Origin of the sequence: Pseudactinotalea sp. HY160 (assembly GCF_009372055.1) — a bacterium.
GTDB lineage: Bacteria > Actinomycetota > Actinomycetes > Actinomycetales > Beutenbergiaceae > HY158.
In genome coordinates this window covers 185,369-202,172 of record NZ_WHMT01000004.1, presented here as the reverse complement: position 1 = coordinate 202,172, position 16,804 = coordinate 185,369, and the positions used below count along the sequence as shown (strand labels likewise).

Below are 16,804 nucleotides of genomic sequence, written 5' to 3'. Positions count from 1 at the left end.
CCGACCAGGGTGATATCGCTATTCTCGGGCGTCACACCCGGGATTCGACCCTGGTCGGCGGTGCCGGCGGGCAGCGTTCCCAGTCGTGTTCGGGGCATGAACCGGCGGCAGGCCGTGGTCACGGCACTCACGTGCATCGTCGCGGGTGTGCTGAGCTTCATCGTCGACCCGTGGTGGCTCGTCCTCGCGGTCGTCGTATCCGTGTCGCTGCCGCTCCTGACGCTCGCGGGCAGGAGCGAGCGGACAGGTCGCGGGTAGCCCGCCGGTTCACGCCCCGCCGCCGTCCGCGGTGAATCCGTCCGCGGTGAATCCGGCGACTCCTCCACGGTCGAGCAGGGTGAAACCCCTGAAATCCGCTGCCAGAGCCGGGGTTCGGCCCTGGTCGGTGGGTGGAGCGGGGGTTTGGCCCTGGTCGGTGGGTGGAGCGGGGGTTCGGCCCTGGTCGGCGACCGGAGCGGGACGGTGAGCCGTCAGCCGATGGGTGACCAGGCGCCGTCCCTGCGCCGGGCGAGCACGCCGCGCACGAACTGGGCCTGCCCGAGGTGCTCGAGGCCGTCGGAGACCACGCTCACGAGCCGCACCCCGAGGGTGACCGGCGGGTCCCAGCCCTCGTCGACCACCTGGTCGAGATCCCGGGCGCGCAGGCCGCGCAGGTAGGCCGCCGTCGCCTCCTGGGTCTGCTCGTGGTAGGTCGCGAGGTCGCCCACGGCCACCGCGGCGAGGGCCGCGACCTCCTCGCCCGTGTGCCCGAAGCCCGTCGCGGTGGGGCTGAACGGCAGGTCGAGCGCCCGCGCCCAGCCGCCCGCCGTCCACACCTGCTCGACGCCCGCGAGCTCGGCCACGTGATCGTCCTGCACCCGCGTCAGGTGCCACACGAGCCACCCGATCGAGTTCGCCGCGCCGTCGAGCTGGGCGCCGGCGTCGCCCGCGCTCAGGCCGTCGAGCACCCGGGCCACCCCGCCGGCGATCCGGCCGAACGAGTCGAGCAGCAGGGCGGTCGCGGCGTCGTCCTCGGTCATCGTCTTCCCCTGCCGTGCTCGGTGTTCCAGACTGGGGACCGGCGGGTGCACGGGCCCTCGACCGAGGGTAACCCCGGCGACCGCCCGAACGGCAGGAGGAGGCATGACCCGGATCGATTCCCAGCAGGGTGAACGCACCTACGACGTCGTCGTCATCGGCGCCGGGCCGGTCGGCGAGAACGTCGCCGACCGGGTCGTCGCGGGCGGCCTGAACGCGGTCGTGGTCGAGCACGAACTCGTCGGCGGCGAGTGCTCCTACTGGGCGTGCGTGCCCTCGAAGGCGCTGCTGCGCCCCGGCGCCGCCCTGCGCGCCGCCCGCGCGGTCGGCGGGTCCCGCGAGGCCGTCACGGCCGGTGTCGACGCGCGCGCCACGCTCGCCCGCCGCACCGAATTCACGAGCGACTGGGACGACTCGGCCCAGGTGGACTGGCTTCGCGGGGCCGGCATCGACCTCGTCCGCGGCACCGCCCGCCTGAGCGGCCCGAGGCGGGTGAGCGTACGGACGACGCAGGGCCCCGTCGCGCTCGAGGCCCGCCTCGCCGTCGTGGTCTGCACCGGATCGCGGGCGATCGTACCGGGGATCCCCGGCCTGGCCGAGGCCCGGCCCTGGACCTCCCGCGAGGCGACGTCCGCGCGCGCCGTCCCCGGCTCGCTCATCGTGCTCGGCGGCGGGGTCGTCGGCTGCGAGTCGGCCTGCGCCTACGCCGACCTCGGTGCCGACGTCACCGTGATCGAGGCGGACCGGCTGCTGGGAACGCTCGAACCCGTCGCGGCCGAGCACGTGCGCTCCGCCCTGGCCGCCCGCGGGGTGCGCTTCCACACGGGGGCCACGGCCACGCGCGTGACCCGGGACGACGCCGCGGCGCCGGATGCGCGGGTGACGGTCGAACTCTCCGGCGGCGAGCGCGTCACCGGAGCGGAGATCCTCGTGGCCACCGGCCGCGGGCCCCGCACCGACGGACTCGGCCTCGCCGTGGTCGGGCTGACCGACGGCGCATGGCTCGCGGTGGACGAGACCCTCCGGGTCACCGGGCCGGACGGCGCCGGGATCGACTGGCTCTACGCCGCGGGCGACGTGAACGGCCGCCGGCTGCTCACCCATCAGGGCAAGTATCAGGCCCGCATCGCGGCGGGGGCGATCATGGCCCGCGCCGCCCGCGCAGACTCCGGTGGGCACGGCGCCCGGCTCGACGACTCCCCGTGGGGCGCGCACGCGGCGACCGCCGACCAGCGCGCGGCCACGGCCGTGGTCTTCACCGATCCGCAGGTCGCCTCCGTCGGGCTGACCGAGGCCGACTGCCGGGAGCAGGGGGTGCGGACCCGCGTGGTCGACGTGGACCTGGGCGCCGTCGCCGGGGCCGCCCTCATGGCCGACGGCTACCGCGGCGCTGCCCGGATGGTCGTCGACGCCGACCGGCAGGTGATTCTCGGCCTGACGTTCATGGGCCAGGACGTGGCCGAGCTCGCGCAGGCCGGGGCGATCGCGATCGCGGGCGAGGTTCCGATCGCGCGGCTGTGGCACGCGGTGCCCGCCTTCCCGACCGTGAGTGAGGTGTGGCTGCGCCTGCTCGAGGCCTACCGCGACGGGTCGTGACCGGCACCAGACAGCGTGCGTGTGGGGCAGTAGGATCGGCAGTGAGTTCGGTAGCTCCACTGGAGGTTGGCCATGAAGAAGCTCATCAATGATCCACACGACGTCGTGAAGGAGGCGGTGGCGGGCTTCGTCGCCGCCCATTCCGATCTCGTGGCGGCGGGACCGGATCCCGAGGAACTGTTCGTCCACCGGCGCGGCGGGGCGGTGCCCGGCAAGGTCGGTCTCGTCTCCGGCGGCGGGAGCGGGCACGAGCCGCTGCACGTCGGCTTCGTGGGGGAGGGGATGCTCGACGCGGCCGTGCCCGGCGCCGTGTTCACCTCGCCCACGCCCGGTCCGATCCTGGCGGCCACGAAGGCCGCCGACGGCGGCGCCGGGGTGCTCCACATCGTCAAGAACTACACCGGCGACGTCCTCAACTTCGAGACGGCGGCCGAGCTGGCCGACGCGGAGGACATCGACGTCGCGGCCGTGATCATCAACGACGACGTCGCCGTCCAGGACTCCCTGTTCACGGCCGGTCGCCGCGGCGTGGCCGGCACGGTCCTCGTGGAGAAGATCGCCGGGGCGAGTGCGGAGCGGCGCGACGACCTGGCCACGGTCGCCGCCGTCGCCACGAAGGTGAACGAGCGCACCCGCAGCATGGGCGTGGCCCTGCACGCGTGCACGGTGCCGCACGCGGGCGAGCTCTCGTTCGAGCTCGCCGAGGACGAGATCGAGATCGGCATCGGTATCCACGGCGAACCGGGCCGCGAGCGGATCCCGATGGCCGGCGCGGACGACATCACCGATCGGCTCCTCGACGCCGTGACCACCGACCTCGGTCTGTCCGGGGGCGAGGAGGTGCTGCTGTTCGTCAACGGCATGGGCGCCACGCCGCTGTCCGAGCTGTACATCGTCTACGGCCGGGCGGCCGAGCGCCTCGCCGCGGCCGGGGTGAAGGTCACCCGGTCGCTCGTGGGCAACTACACGACGGCCCTGGACATGCAGGGCTGCTCGGTCACGGTGCTCCACCTCGACGAGGAACTCACTACGCTATGGGATGCCCCTGCGAAGACACCGGCGATGAGGAGTGAGACATGAGTGAGAAGGTGCTCGGCAACGAGTGGGCCGTGGCCTGGATCCAGGCCTGTGCCCGGATCACGTCCGATGAGCGCGCGGCGCTGAACGACCTGGACCGGGCCATCGGCGACGGTGACCACGGCGAGAACCTCGACCGGGGCTTCTCCGCCGTCGCGGCGAAGCTCGACTCCGCCGCCCCGGCCCAGCTGGGCGAGACCTTCAAGCTCGTGGCCACCACCCTCATGTCGACCGTGGGCGGCGCCGCCGGTCCGCTGTACGGCACCGCCTTCCTCCGCGCCGGCAAGGCCGCCGGGGAGGCGGACAACCGGGCCGGCGGGCTCGACGCGACCGGCGTGGCCGAGCTGCTCGAGGCCGGGCTGGCCGGCCTCGTCGCCCGCGGCAAGGCCGAGCCCGGCGACAAGACGATGGTGGACGCGTGGGACGCCGCCGCCACGGCCGCGCGCGCCGCGGCCGAGTCCGGGTCCGATCCGGTCGCCGTGTGGGCCGAGGCCTCGGACGCCGCGGAGGCCGGCGCCCGCGCCACCGAGCCGATGGTCGCCCGCAAGGGCCGGGCGTCCTACCTCGGCGAGCGCTCGGCCGGGCACCGCGATCCGGGCGCGCAGTCCTCGGCCATGCTGCTCGCGGCCGCGGCGGCCGCAGCGCGGGACACGCCGTGACGATCGCGGTGGGCCTCGTGCTCGTCTCCCACTCGGGCAACCTCGCCAAGGGAGCGGCCGAGGTCGCCGCGCAGATGGCACCCGACGTGCCGATCTATGCCGCCGGCGGCACCGACGACAACCGCATCGGCACGAGCTTCGACCGGGTCATGGAGATGGTCGAACGGGTTCAGGAGGCCGGGGCCGAGGCCGTCGTGCTCTCCGACCTCGGCTCCGCGCTGCTCACCGCCGAATCGGTCGCCGAGGTCCTGGACGGCGGGGTCACGATCGTCGACGCCCCCTTCGTCGAGGGCGCCGTCGCGGCGGCCGTCGCGGCCCAGACCGGTTCGAGTGCCTCGCAGGTCGCGGCGGCGGCGCGGACCGCGATCGATGCGTTCGCCGGCGGCCCTGCCGATGCTGCCGACTCTGCCGACGACACTGACCACCCTGGCGGCGACTCTGCTGCCACCGACAGCACGGCCGACACCGCGGCCCCGGCCACCCCGGCCCCGGCCGCCGCGGAGGCGACGGACGATCACGAGGCGAGCTCCGACGTCCTCGAGCGGACCGTGACGCTGCGCAACAGCCTCGGACTGCATGCGCGACCCGCCGCGCAGGTGGCGCGGATCGTCGCCGATCACGACGCCGAGGTGACGATCAACGAGACCCCCGCGGCGAGCGTCCTCGCGCTCATGGGGCTCGGCCTCACGGGCGGGGCGGAGGCGACGCTGCGGGCGAGCGGCCCGCAGGCCGGCGACGTGCTCACGCGGCTCGAGGAGGAGTTCGAGAACGGGTTCGGCGAGGACTAGGCCGACCCGGGGTACCGTGAGGTCGTGACCACCGCGCCCTCCTCCGATTCCCCGCCGGCCCGCCCCGGCCGGCCGGCCCCCGCCGGCCGATCCGTCCGGCACCTGTTCGCCGTTGCGACGCTCGGAACCCAGGTCTTCGTGTTCGGATTCGCCGGGCTCGTGGCCTACGGACTGCGGCTCGCGCCGCCGGAGGTCATCTGGCCGGTCGTCGGGTTCGCGGTCGCGCTGTGCCTGGCGGCGCTGGCGCTCCTGCGGGGCCTGCCCGGGCGCATCCTCGGCTCCCTCGTGCAGGTCGTGAGCATCCTCGCCGGACTGATCATCCCGATGATGTGGATCCTCGGCACGGTCTTCGCCGCGCTGTGGATCCTCGCCATGGTGCTCGGCGCGAAGATCGACCGTGAGAAGGCGGCCTACGCCGCCGCGGAGGCGGGCGGGCGCACCCGATAGCGTGTGCGAGGCTGGCCGCATGGATGTCCAGGTCTCGCCGGCGCTGACGATCCCGGCGGCGGAGCTGCGGTGGCGGTTCTCCCGCTCCTCCGGGCCCGGCGGCCAGCACGTGAACACCGCGGACAGCCGGGTCGAGCTGTCGTGGGACATCGCGACCTCGGCCGTGCTCAGCCCGACCCAACGGCGCCGGCTCGAGGGCGGCCTCGCCGGCCGGCTCGTGGGCACGACCCTGACCGTGACCGCCTCCGAGCGCAGCTCCCAGCTGCGCAACCGCGAGGTCGCGATCGCCCGGCTCGCCGAGCTGCTGCGCGCGGCGCTGCGTCCGCCGTCCGCGCCCCGGCGCGCCACCCGGCCCACCCGCGGATCGGTCCGGCGCCGGCGTGCGGCGAAGCAGCTCCGGTCCGAGACCAAGCGACTGCGGCGGCGCCCGGGGGACGACTAGTCCGGGCGGTGCTGCGCCGTGACACGCGTGCCGTGACATGCGTGCCGTGACGCATGCGATGACATGGGAGAAGGGCGCCCCCGGAGCCCGCTATCGTGGGGGACGCGCTGGGCCTGACATCGTTGCCATCGGCCACCTCGGCCATGCCCAGTCGCCGACACCCATCACATTCTTGCCACAACCTGCCACAAGGAGCTTCATGAGATCCATGCTTGCGGCCACCGCCGCAGCGGCACTCCTCGCAGCCGCCGTCGTCCTGCCGTCGGAGGCGGCCGTCGCGGACACCGGTCCGGCCGCGAACGGCGCCGTCCCCGCGGCCGCGGACGGGGAGTCGAACCGTGCCGACCGGCCACTTCCCCGGCTCGCCTCCCAGTACCGCGACGTGCTCGACCGGACCGGGAGCCCGCTCGCGTTCCGCGAATTCGACGGGGTCGGCAACCAGCGCTTCAACCCCCTCCTCGACGCGGGCGCATGGCACGGGTTCACCCTGCCGGCCGAGCCGAGCGAGTACGGCGGCTTTACCGGACCGATGGTGATCGCCGAGGAGTACAGCGTCTTCTTCGCCCACGAACTCGACCGGCTCACGATCAGCGCCGACGGGGACCCGGTCGACCTGTCGAGTGCGACCTCCCAGGAGATCTTCGCCATCCCGGGCGCCCTCGTGCAGAGCTATGACTTCGAGGGCTTCGGGCTCGAGCTCGAACTCCGGTTCGCCGACGACCGCACGGCGCTCGTGCGCACCCGGCTCGTCAACCACACGGCCTCGACCCAGGCGCTCGAGCTCACCTGGACCGGTGAGCTGCTCGACCAGTGGACCCCGACGGCCACGGTCGCCGAGACCTACCCGGACTGGACGCGGTCGATCGAGGCCACGGACGACGGGGTTCGGTTCACGTTCGGGAAGCTCCGCAGCACGTGGAACATCATGCAGAGCGGCAGCGCCGAGTACCGGATCGACCGCACCATCGCCGCCGAGACGACGATCGACAAGGCGGAGCTGAGCTACGCCAGCACCTCGAGCATCGACGTCCCCGCCGACGGCTCGAGTGAGTTCTACACGCTGCACAGCTACGTGCACTCGGACACCGAGGCGGCAGCCCTGGACGGCTCCGTCGCGGACATCGAGGCCGACCCGGACGCCTACTTCGACGCCTCGATCGAGCGGTGGGAGGGCTACCTGGCCGCCGCCCTGATCGACGAGTCCGCCACGGCCGAGCGCCGCCGGGTGACCGTCAAGGCGGTCGAGACGCTCAACGGCAACTGGCGCTCGCCCGCGGGGGAGATCGAGCACAACGGCATCACCCCCTCGAACACCGCCCGCTGGTTCGACGGACTGTGGGCCTGGGACACCTGGAAGGGTGCGGCCGCCCTCGGGGAGTTCAACCCCAAGATCGCCAAGGACACCATCCGCGCCATGTTCGACTCCCAGATCCAGGCCGACGACCCGGTGCGCCCGCAGGACGCCGGCATGGTCATCGACGCCGTCTTCTACAACAAGCTCGCCGACCGCGGCGGCGACGGCGGGAACTGGAACGAGCGCAACACGAAGCCCCCGCTGACCGCGTGGGCGATCTGGGACATCTACAAGGCGACCGGCGACGTCGACTTCGTGGCCGAGATGTACCCGAAGCTGCGGGCCTACCACGACTGGTGGTACCGGGCCCGCGATCACGACGGCAACGGCATCGCCGAGTACGGCGCCACGAAGCACCCCGCCCACAACGACGAGAACGGCAACATCACCTTCGACGTGCGCTACCCGGGCACCCCGCCCGCCGGGCTGGACTTCACGGGCTGTGAGGAGTCACGCGGCGTGTTCGCGTGCGCCGGCGACGAGCTCTATCGTGCGGTCCTCGCCGCCGGGGGCTACAACTCGCTCTCCGTCGGTGCCCAGGACGGCGCCGGCTGGGAGTCCGGGATGGACAACGCCGCGCGGTTCGGCTTCATCAACAACGACCAGCTCGAGCAGTACGCGGACGAGGCCTACGACGGCGACCTGGAGCGCGCCCGCAAGGACTGGCAGGTGCTCTTCCTGGAGAACCGGGCCGACGACGGCAGCCTTATCGGCTTCTCGATCAACCAGGAGTCCGTCGAGCTCAACGCCTACCTCGCGATGGAGAAGAACGTGCTGGCCGACATGGCCGTGCTGCTCGGCGAGCCCGACCAGGCCGAGGCCGACCGCCGCGACGCCGAGGAGATCGCGCAGTACGTCAACACGTGCATGTTCGACGAGGAGAGCGGGTTCTACTACGACCGTCAGCTCGCCGAGGACGCCGCCGAGGCCGGCTCGTGCTCCGGCGCGCTGCTGACCGACCGCGGCCGGGGCCCCGAGGGCTGGAGCCCGCTGTGGACGGGGATCGCGCCGGCCGACCAGGCCGCACGCGTGCGTGAGGTCATGCTCGATGAGAACGAGTTCAACACCCTCGTCCCGCTCGGCACCGCCTCCCAGACCAACCCCGCCTACGATCCCGAGATCTACTGGCGTGGGCGCGTGTGGGTGGACCAGTTCTACTTCGGCGTGACCGCCCTGAGCAACTACGGCTACGACGACGACGCGGAGGCGCTCACCGACAAGTTCTTCGCCAACGCGCAGGGACTCGCCGGCGATCAGCCCATCCGGGAGAACTACAACCCCGAGACGGGCGCGATGCAGGGGGCGACGAACTTCACGTGGAGCGCCGCCCACCTGTACATGCTCCTCGACCCGGAGAACGAGGGGCCGACCGAGCCCCCGACCGACGAGCCCACGGACGAGCCGACCGACCCCACGACGGAGCCGACCGACCCCGGTGAGGACCCGGACCCGACGGACGGGACGAACACGTCCGGTTCCGACGGTTCCGATGCCGCCGACGGTTCCGACGGTGCCGACGGTGCCGACAGTGCCGATGGCGCGCCGGGCGGCGCACTGCCGGACACCGGTGCCGGCGGCGCGACCGCCTGGTTCGCGGCGGCGCTCGGACTCCTCGCTGCGGGCGCGTTCGCGCTCGCCTATCGACGACGCTCGCTCACCCACTGAGCCGTCTCGGCGAACAGCGGGCCCCGGTCGCAATGCGGCCGGGGCCCGTTCGCGTCTGGGGAACGGTCCCCGCTCGGGGCGGGATCGCGGGCGTGGTGACCGGCGATAGGGTGAGGGACATGACTACAGAGCGCACCCTCGTCCTCATCAAGCCCGACGGCGTCGCCCGGTCCCTCACCGGGGAGATCCTGCGCCGGGTCGAGGCCAAGGGCTACGTGCTCACCGCCCTCGAGGTGCGTGCCGCCTCCCGGGAGCTCCTGGCCCAGCACTACGCCGAGCACGAGGGCAAGCCGTTCTACGAGCCGCTCGTGGAGTTCATGCTCTCCGGGCCGATCGTGGCCGCCGTCGTGAGCGGCGACCGGGTGATCGAGGGGTTCCGCTCCCTCGCCGGGGCCACGGACCCCACGGGCGCCGCGCCCGGCACGATCCGGGGCGACCTCGGGCGCGACTGGGGCCTGGCCGTGCAGCAGAATCTCGTGCACGGCTCGGACTCGACCGAGAGCGCCGAGGCCGAGATCGCGCTCTGGTTCCCGGCCCTGTAGCCGACCCCCCTCACCGGTACCGCAACCGGCCCTGTAGGCGGTCCCCTCACCGGCCCGGCCTGCGGGGAATCTCTTTGGTCGCTACGACGGGTGTTCTGCCCCGGTTCGCTGCGGCGACCGGGCTCGAGTCGTGGTCGGGGTAATTCGCCCGTGGCTCGCACCGACGTGTCTCCCCACCGAGGAATCGGCCGGGTCCACGAACGTCGCCCCGGCGCCCAGTAGGCTGAGCCCGTGCACCTGAAGACGTTGACGCTGCGGGGATTCAAGTCCTTCGCCTCGGCGACGACCCTTCACTTCGAGCCGGGCATCACCGCCGTCGTGGGGCCGAACGGGTCGGGCAAGTCGAACGTCGTGGACGCGCTCGCCTGGGTCATGGGCGAGCAGGGGGCCAAGACCCTGCGCGGCGGCAACATGGCCGACGTCATCTTCGCGGGCACCTCGTCGCGGCCGCCGCTCGGCCGCGCCGAGGTCTCGCTCACGATCGACAACACCGACGGCGCCCTCCCCATCGACTACACGGAGGTGACGATCTCACGCACGCTGTTCCAGGGGGGCGGCAGCGAGTACGCGATCAACGGCACCTCGTGCCGGCTCCTCGACATCGCCGAGCTCCTCTCCGACTCGGGCCTCGGCCGGGAGATGCACGTGATCGTCGGCCAGGGCCGCCTCGACGCCGTGCTCAGCGCCACCCCCGAGGACCGGCGCGGCTTCATCGAGGAGGCCGCCGGCGTGCTCAAGCACCGCAAGCGCAAGGAGAAGGCGCTGCGCAAGCTCGACGGGATGGCCGCCAACCTCGCCCGGGTGGGCGACCTCGTGACGGAGATCCGCCGCCAACTCGGACCGCTGGCCAAGCAGGCCGATATCGCCCGCCGCGCCCACGTGGTGCAGGCGGATCTGCGGGACGCGAAGGCGCGGCTGGTCGCCGACGACTATGTGCAGCTCACGGCCGCCCTCGAGGCCGAGCAGGCCGACGAGAACGCCCTGCGGGCCCGCCGCGAGCAGGTCGAGGACTCCCAGCTCAAGGCCCGGGCCCGGCTCACCGCCCTCGAGGGCGAGGCGGCTGCGGCCGCCCCCGCGCTCAACGAGGCCGCCGAGATGTGGTTCCGGCTCTCGAGCCTGCGCGAACGGCTGCGCGGCACGGCCACCCTCGCCGCCGAGCGGGGCCGCCTCCTCGAGGAGGACGACCGGGCACCGGTCACCGGGCCGGATCCCCGCGACCTCGACGCGCAGGCGGCCCGCGCCCGTGGCACCGAGGGCGAGCTGACCGCCGAGCACACCGCGGCCGCTGCCGCGCTCGAGACCGCCGTCGAACGACGCAGGCACGCGGAGGGGGTCGCGGCCGAGGCCGAGAAGGCCCTCGCCCGGGTGCACCGGGATGCCGCCGACCGCCGTGAGCATCTCGCACGCCTCACGGGCCGGGTCGCGGCGGCCCGCAGCCGGCTCGAGGCGACCGAGGCCGAGGTGGAGCGGCTGCGCGCCGGGCATGCCGCGGCCCGCTCCCGCGCCGAGGAGGCGGGGTCCGCCTATGCCCGACTCGAACAGGAGGCGGTCGGTGCCGAGGCCGGCGAGGAGGACCTCGACACCGCCCACGAGGCCGGCCTGGCCCGGCTCACCGCGGCGGAGGAGACGGTCACGAGCCTGACCGAACGGCGCCGCGGTACCGGCGGCGAGCTCGCCACCTGGACGGCCCGCCGCGACGCCCTCGACCTGAGCCTCACCCGCCGCGATGCCACCGGCACCCTGCTCGAGGGCGACGTGCCCGGCATCCTCGGTGCATTCGCCGACCGGCTGCAGGTCCGCGCCGGCTACGAGAACGCGATCGCCGCGGCGCTCGGCACCTGGGCGGACGCCGCGGTCGCCGAGACCATCGACGCCGCCGCCGCGGCGCTCGAGCGGGTCCGTGCCGAGGAGTTCGGAACCGCCCACCTGGTCATCGCCGGGGGCGGCGCTCCGGCGGGGCGCCCGGCACCGGTCGCGGGGGAGTGGGCGAGCGACCTCGTCACGCCGGAGCCCGACGTGGCCGCGGCCGTTCTCCTCCTGCTCGAGGGGGTCGTGGTCGTGGACGATCTGACCGAAGCCGCCGACGTGGCCCGGGCCGGCGACCCCGGGGTCGTCGCCGTCACCCGCGGCGGCGACCTCGTCACGGCGACGCGCGCCAGCGGCGGCGCCGGCGACTCCCCGAGCGTGCTCGAACTCCACGCCGCCCGCGACGAGGCCGCGGCCGCGGTCACGGCCGCCGAGCGGGAACTGGCCGGGATCGAGACCGCCCTCGAGCCCGCGCGCGAGGCGCTGCAGCTCGCCCAGTCCGACGCCGATGCCGCCCTGGCCGCCCTGCACGACTCCGACGCCGCGCTCGCCGCCGTGGCCGAACGCCTCGCGCAGCTGGGCTCGACCATGCGCGCCGGCCACGCCGAGGCCGAGCGCACCGCGGCCGCGATCGAGGACGCGAACGCGAGCCGGTCGACCATCGCCGCCGAGCTCGCCGAACTCACGGCCACCCTCGCCGCCGCCGAGGGGGAGGCCCGCGACGAGCCCGCCGCCGGTGCCGGGCCCGCCGCCGGTGTCGACCCGGCCACGGCCGCGGCGGAGGCGCGCGACGAGGCCGCCGTCGCCGCCACGACCGCGCGCGGCGTCGAGACCGATGCCCGGCTCGTCATGCGCACCCTCGAGGAACGGCTCCGCGCGATCTCCGGGCGCGCCGCCGCCCTCGAACGGTCCGCGGCCACCGAGCGCCGCAACCGCCAGGCCGCCGCCGAGCGCGCCCGGCGCCGGGCCGCCCAGCGGGTGAGCGCCGGACTCGTCGAGACGGGGGCCGAACGCGCACTCGCGGCGATCGACACCTCCCTCGCCGCGGCCCAGCGCGCCCGCGACGAGGCCGAGGCGGCCCGGACCGCCCGGGAGACGGAACTCGGCGCCGTCCGCACCCAGGTCGACGCCCTGGCGCGGGAACACGCGGAGCTGACGGACGTCGTCCATAAGGATGAGGTGGCGCGGGCCGGCCAGCGCGCGACGATCGAGGCGCTCGCCACCCGGGCCGCCGACGAGCTCGGGCTCGACCCCGAGGAACTCGTCGAGTCCTACGGCCCGCACCTGCCCATCCCGGCCACCTCGGGCCCGTCGGGCACAGAGCGCTCAGCGGGATCGGAGGACGACGCGGAGGCCGCGCCCGTGCCGTTCGTCCGCGCGGAGCAGGAGAAGCGGCTCCGGAAGGCCGAGCGCGCCCTCGCGCTCCTCGGCAAGGTCAACCCACTCGCGCTCGAGGAGCACGCGGCGCTCGAGGAACGGCACAACTTCCTCAGCCGTCAGCTCGCCGACATCAAGTCCTCGCGCGCGGACCTGCTGCAGATCGTGGCCGAGATCGACGAGCGGGTCGAGCAGGTCTTTGCCGACGCGTTCGCCGACACCGCGGCGCAGTTCGAGCGGGTGTTCGCCCGGCTCTTCCCCGGCGGCGAGGGCCGACTCCTGCTCACCGACCCCGGCGACCTGCTCACCACCGGTATCGAGGTGGAGGCGCGCCCGCCCGGCAAGAAGGTCAAGCGGCTCTCGCTGCTGTCCGGCGGGGAACGCTCGCTCACGGCGGTCGCGATCCTCGTGGCGATCTTCAAGGCCCGGCCGAGCCCGTTCTACGTCATGGACGAGGTCGAGGCCGCGCTCGACGACACGAACCTCGGGCGCCTCATCGACATCTTCCGCGAGCTGCGCGAGGACTCCCAGCTCATCGTCATCACCCACCAGAAGCGCACGATGGAGGTCGCCGATGCCCTCTACGGCGTGACGATGCGTGGGGACGGCGTCACGACCCTCATCTCCCAGCGGCTCGGCCAGGGGGGAACCCGCCTGAGCCCGCCCCTGAGTGCGGATGGGTGAGGGTGGGCGAGGTCACGTGAAGATTCGGTGACGGGCCGGGTGTCCGTGTCCGGCGCGGCGGCGGGGCGGGTGAGAATCGGAACATGACCGCAGCCGTCCTCGCCACCGTCTCGGCCATCGTGTGCGCCTTGATCGTGATCGTCGTGATCCTGGGGACGCGCGGTGGGGACTGGAAGCACGCCTGGTCGCGCTATCGGGGCGCACTGCGGGACCGATCCGCCTTCACCTCCGTGCGGGCCGAGGCCGCCGCGATCGCCGAGCCCGCCGCCCGCACGGGTGACCTGCGGGTGGGCGATCTGTGGACCCTGGGCGAGGCGGAGCCGCACCCACGCGCCTGACCGCGACGGCCCCTGCTTCGTGCGGGGAACGGGCCCTGCTTCGTGAGTGGGGAGGACCGGCCCGGGGTGTGGGGATCGGTCCCCGCTCGGTGGGGCGCGGTCGTTGAGGCAGACTAGGGGATGTGACGGATACCTTCTCCTGGCTCCTGTGGATCGCCCTCGCCATCGTCGTGCTCGTGGTCGGCACGGTCGTGTTCCTGCGTCCCGGCCGCGGTGGCCGGCGCGGCCCCGAGGTGCCGCCGACCCGGCAGACACCGCCCGCCGGCACCGCTGAGCGACCCGAGTCGGACGGCGAGGGGCCCGGCACCGGCGGGGTCGACACCCTCGCGCCGCCGGAGGGCGACGAGTCCGCCGGCGTGCTCGACACCGTCGACATCGATGGGGCGCTCGAACAGGCGGCGCCCACCCTCGAGCGCCCCGAGAGCGCCGGCACCCGGATGGAGCGCCTCCGCAGCCGGCTCGCCCGCTCCGGGGCCCTCGGCAGCGCCCTGCTCGCGGTGCTCTCCCGCGACCACCTGACCGAGGCCGACTGGGAGGAACTCGAGGAGACCCTCCTGATCGCCGACGTCGGCTCGGCCCCGACCGATGAGCTCATGAGCGCGCTGCGCACCCGCTCGCGCGTGGCCGGCGCCCTCGACCCGGACTCCGTGCGCGGGGAACTGCGCTCCCTCCTGCTCGATCTCGTGAACCCGGCCATGGACCGGAGCCTCGAGACCGCGACCCGCCTCGGCGACGACGGCGAGCCGCACCCGGCGACCATCCTCATGGTCGGCGTCAACGGCACCGGCAAGACCACCACCGCCGGAAAGCTCGCGCGCCTGCTCGTGGCCGAGGAGCGTGACGTCGTCCTCGGCGCCGCCGACACCTTCCGGGCCGCCGCCGCCGACCAACTGCAGACGTGGGGCGAGCGGGTCGGGGTGCCCGTCGTCCGCTCCGACCGGGACGGCGCCGACCCGGCCGCCGTCGCCTTCGACGCGGTCGCCACCGGTCGCGCCGACGGCGCCGACGTGGTGATCGTCGACACGGCCGGCCGGCTGCAGAACAAGGCCGGCCTCATGGACGAACTCGGCAAGGTCGCCCGCGTGGTCGGGCGCGCGGCACCCGTGAGCGAGGTGCTGCTCGTGCTCGACGCCACGACCGGCCAGAACGGCCTGCGCCAGGCCCAGGTCTTCGCCGAGGTCGTCGGCGTGACCGGGATCGTGCTCACCAAGCTCGACGGCACCGCCAAGGGCGGGATCGTCATCGCCGTCCAGCGCGAACTCGGCGTGCCCGTGAAGTTCGTCGGCCTGGGGGAGGGCCCGGACGACCTCGCTCCCTTCAGCGCCGCGGACTTCGTGGACGCCCTCCTGAGCTGAGCACCTATCCTGTAGCAGCACGACCCGATACCCGACGCCTCGAAGGACCGCATCCGTGTTCGCCAGCCTTTCCGACCGGCTCACCGCCAGCCTCAAGTCCCTGCGCGGCAAGGGCCGGCTCACCGACGCCGACATCGACACGACGATCAGCGAGGTGCGCCGGGCCCTGCTCGACGCCGACGTGGCCGTGCCCGCCGTGCGCGCCTTCACCAGCGCGGTGCGGGAGAAGGCCAAGGACGCCGACCTGTCCAAGGCGCTCCAGCCCGGTCAGCAGATCGTCAAGATCGTCAACGACGAACTCATCGAGATCCTCGGCGGCGAGTCCCGGGAGCTGACCCTCGCGAAGCGCCCGCCGACGGTCATCATGCTCGCCGGCCTCCAGGGCGCCGGGAAGACGACCCTGGCCGGGAAGCTCGGCGTCTGGCTGCGCGAGCAGGGGCACACCCCGCTCCTCGTCGCGGCCGACCTCCAGCGACCCAACGCCGTGACCCAGCTGCAGGTCGTGGGCGAGCAGGCCGGCGTGGCCGTGTGGGCGCCCGAGCCCGGCAACGGCGTCGGCGACCCGGTGCTCGTGGCCCGCGCCGGCGTCGAGCACGCCCGCGCCAAGCTCCACGACGTCGTGATCGTCGACACCGCCGGACGCCTCGGCGTCGACGAGGAACTCATGCGGCAGGCCGCGAACATCCGCGACGCCGTGAACCCCGACGAGACCCTCTTCGTGGTCGATGCGATGATCGGCCAGGACGCCGTGACGACGGCCGAGGCCTTCCGTGACGGCGTCGGCTTCACCGGGGTCGTGCTCTCCAAGCTCGACGGCGACGCCCGCGGCGGGGCGGCCCTGTCGATCCGGACGGTCACCGGCCGCCCCGTGCTGTTCGCCTCGACCGGTGAGAAGCTCACCGACTTCGAACGCTTCCACCCGGACCGGATGGCCTCGCGCATCCTCGACATGGGCGACATCCTCACCCTGATCGAGCAGGCCGAGAAGGCCTTCGACGAGCAGCAGGCCGCCGAGATCGCCCACAAGATCTCGGGCGACGGCGACTTCACCCTCGCCGACTTCATGGCCCAGATGCAGCAGCTGCGCAAGCTCGGATCGATGAAGAAGATGCTCGGGATGCTGCCCGGCATGGGGCAGATGCGCGACCAGCTCGAGAACTTCGACGAGCGCGAGGTCGACCGGATCGAGGCGATCATCAACTCGATGACCCCCGGTGAGCGCGACAATCCGAAGATCCTCAACGGCTCCCGCCGCAGCCGCATCGCCCGCGGATCCGGCACCACCGTGACCGAGATCAACCAGCTGCTCCAGCGGTTCGACCAGGCCAAGACCATGATGCGCTCGATGGCCAAGAGCGGGGGCCGTGGGATGCCCGGCATGGGGGGCATGCCCGGCATGGGCGGGATGCCCGGTGCGGGCGGCATGGGGTCCCTGCCCGGCAGCGGCAAGAAGTCCCGCGGCCGGATGGCGCCGGCGCCCAAGCGCAAGAAGGGCAAGTCCGGCAATCCCGCCAAGCGCGCCCAGCAGGAACGCGAGGCCGCCTCGCAGTCCCAGGCGAGCGCCGGGTCGGCGTTCGGGCAGGCGCCCGAGCCCGCGGACTTCGACCCGGGCAAGCTCCCGAGCGACCTCGGCGACTTCCTCAAGAACTAGCCGCCC

At 73.6% G+C, this 16,804-nt stretch carries 14 protein-coding genes; 13 read left to right on the top strand and 1 reads right to left on the bottom strand.

What is annotated here, in order from left to right:
• Positions 1 to 96 precede the first annotated feature (96 nt).
• The gene (locus GCG21_RS16190; protein ID WP_153878380.1) at positions 97 to 258 is read left to right on the top strand and encodes a hypothetical protein; all 162 of its coding nucleotides are present in this window, start codon (positions 97 to 99) and stop codon (positions 256 to 258) included.
• Between the two features lie 212 nt (positions 259 to 470).
• Here the strand turns inward: GCG21_RS16190 and GCG21_RS06330 are convergent, their stop codons facing one another.
• Positions 471 to 1,019 (bottom strand): DUF664 domain-containing protein, encoded by a 549-nt coding sequence (locus tag GCG21_RS06330; RefSeq protein WP_152818407.1) that lies wholly within the window; start codon positions 1,017 to 1,019, stop codon positions 471 to 473.
• Positions 1,020 to 1,122: 103 nt separating this feature from the next.
• Between GCG21_RS06330 and GCG21_RS06325 the strand changes: the two genes are divergently transcribed.
• From GCG21_RS06325 to ffh, 12 genes are all read left to right on the top strand, one after another.
• Entirely contained in the window at positions 1,123 to 2,613 is a 1,491-nt protein-coding gene (locus tag GCG21_RS06325) for an NAD(P)/FAD-dependent oxidoreductase (protein ID WP_152818406.1), read from the top strand.
• 72 nt (positions 2,614 to 2,685) lie between these two features.
• Entirely contained in the window at positions 2,686 to 3,693 is a 1,008-nt protein-coding gene (gene dhaK / locus GCG21_RS06320; RefSeq protein WP_152818405.1) for a dihydroxyacetone kinase subunit DhaK, read from the top strand.
• Positions 3,690 to 4,349 (top strand): dihydroxyacetone kinase subunit DhaL, encoded by a 660-nt coding sequence (dhaL, locus tag GCG21_RS06315; protein WP_152818404.1) that lies wholly within the window; start codon positions 3,690 to 3,692, stop codon positions 4,347 to 4,349. Before dhaK ends, dhaL begins: the two co-directional genes overlap by 4 nt.
• On the top strand, positions 4,346 to 5,137 hold the full coding sequence (dhaM, locus tag GCG21_RS16975; protein WP_370517342.1) for a dihydroxyacetone kinase phosphoryl donor subunit DhaM: 792 nt from the start codon (positions 4,346 to 4,348) through the stop codon (positions 5,135 to 5,137). The genes dhaL and dhaM overlap by 4 nt, the downstream gene beginning before the upstream one ends.
• Positions 5,138 to 5,161: 24 nt before the next feature.
• Entirely contained in the window at positions 5,162 to 5,584 is a 423-nt protein-coding gene (locus GCG21_RS06305) for a DUF4233 domain-containing protein (protein ID WP_152818403.1), read from the top strand.
• Between the two features lie 19 nt (positions 5,585 to 5,603).
• Entirely contained in the window at positions 5,604 to 6,026 is a 423-nt protein-coding gene (arfB, locus tag GCG21_RS06300; RefSeq protein WP_152818402.1) for an alternative ribosome rescue aminoacyl-tRNA hydrolase ArfB, read from the top strand.
• Positions 6,027 to 6,225: 199 nt separating this feature from the next.
• Positions 6,226 to 9,045: an alpha-glucosidase gene (ygjK, locus tag GCG21_RS06295; protein WP_152818401.1), complete on the top strand. Its 2,820-nt coding sequence runs from the start codon at positions 6,226 to 6,228 to the stop codon at positions 9,043 to 9,045.
• 119 nt (positions 9,046 to 9,164) lie between these two features.
• The gene (ndk, locus tag GCG21_RS06290) at positions 9,165 to 9,587 is read left to right on the top strand and encodes a nucleoside-diphosphate kinase (protein ID WP_152818400.1); all 423 of its coding nucleotides are present in this window, start codon (positions 9,165 to 9,167) and stop codon (positions 9,585 to 9,587) included.
• Positions 9,588 to 9,818: 231 nt separating this feature from the next.
• A complete protein-coding gene (gene smc / locus GCG21_RS06285) occupies positions 9,819 to 13,454 on the top strand; it encodes a chromosome segregation protein SMC (protein ID WP_370517341.1) in 3,636 nt (1,211 codons plus the stop codon).
• A gap of 83 nt (positions 13,455 to 13,537) precedes the next feature.
• Positions 13,538 to 13,792, top strand: a complete 255-nt coding sequence (locus tag GCG21_RS06280; protein ID WP_152818399.1) for a hypothetical protein — start codon at positions 13,538 to 13,540, stop codon at positions 13,790 to 13,792.
• Between the two features lie 122 nt (positions 13,793 to 13,914).
• Entirely contained in the window at positions 13,915 to 15,147 is a 1,233-nt protein-coding gene (gene ftsY / locus GCG21_RS06275; protein WP_370517340.1) for a signal recognition particle-docking protein FtsY, read from the top strand.
• Between the two features lie 55 nt (positions 15,148 to 15,202).
• The gene (ffh, locus tag GCG21_RS06270; RefSeq protein WP_370517339.1) at positions 15,203 to 16,798 is read left to right on the top strand and encodes a signal recognition particle protein; all 1,596 of its coding nucleotides are present in this window, start codon (positions 15,203 to 15,205) and stop codon (positions 16,796 to 16,798) included.
• Positions 16,799 to 16,804 lie beyond the last annotated feature (6 nt).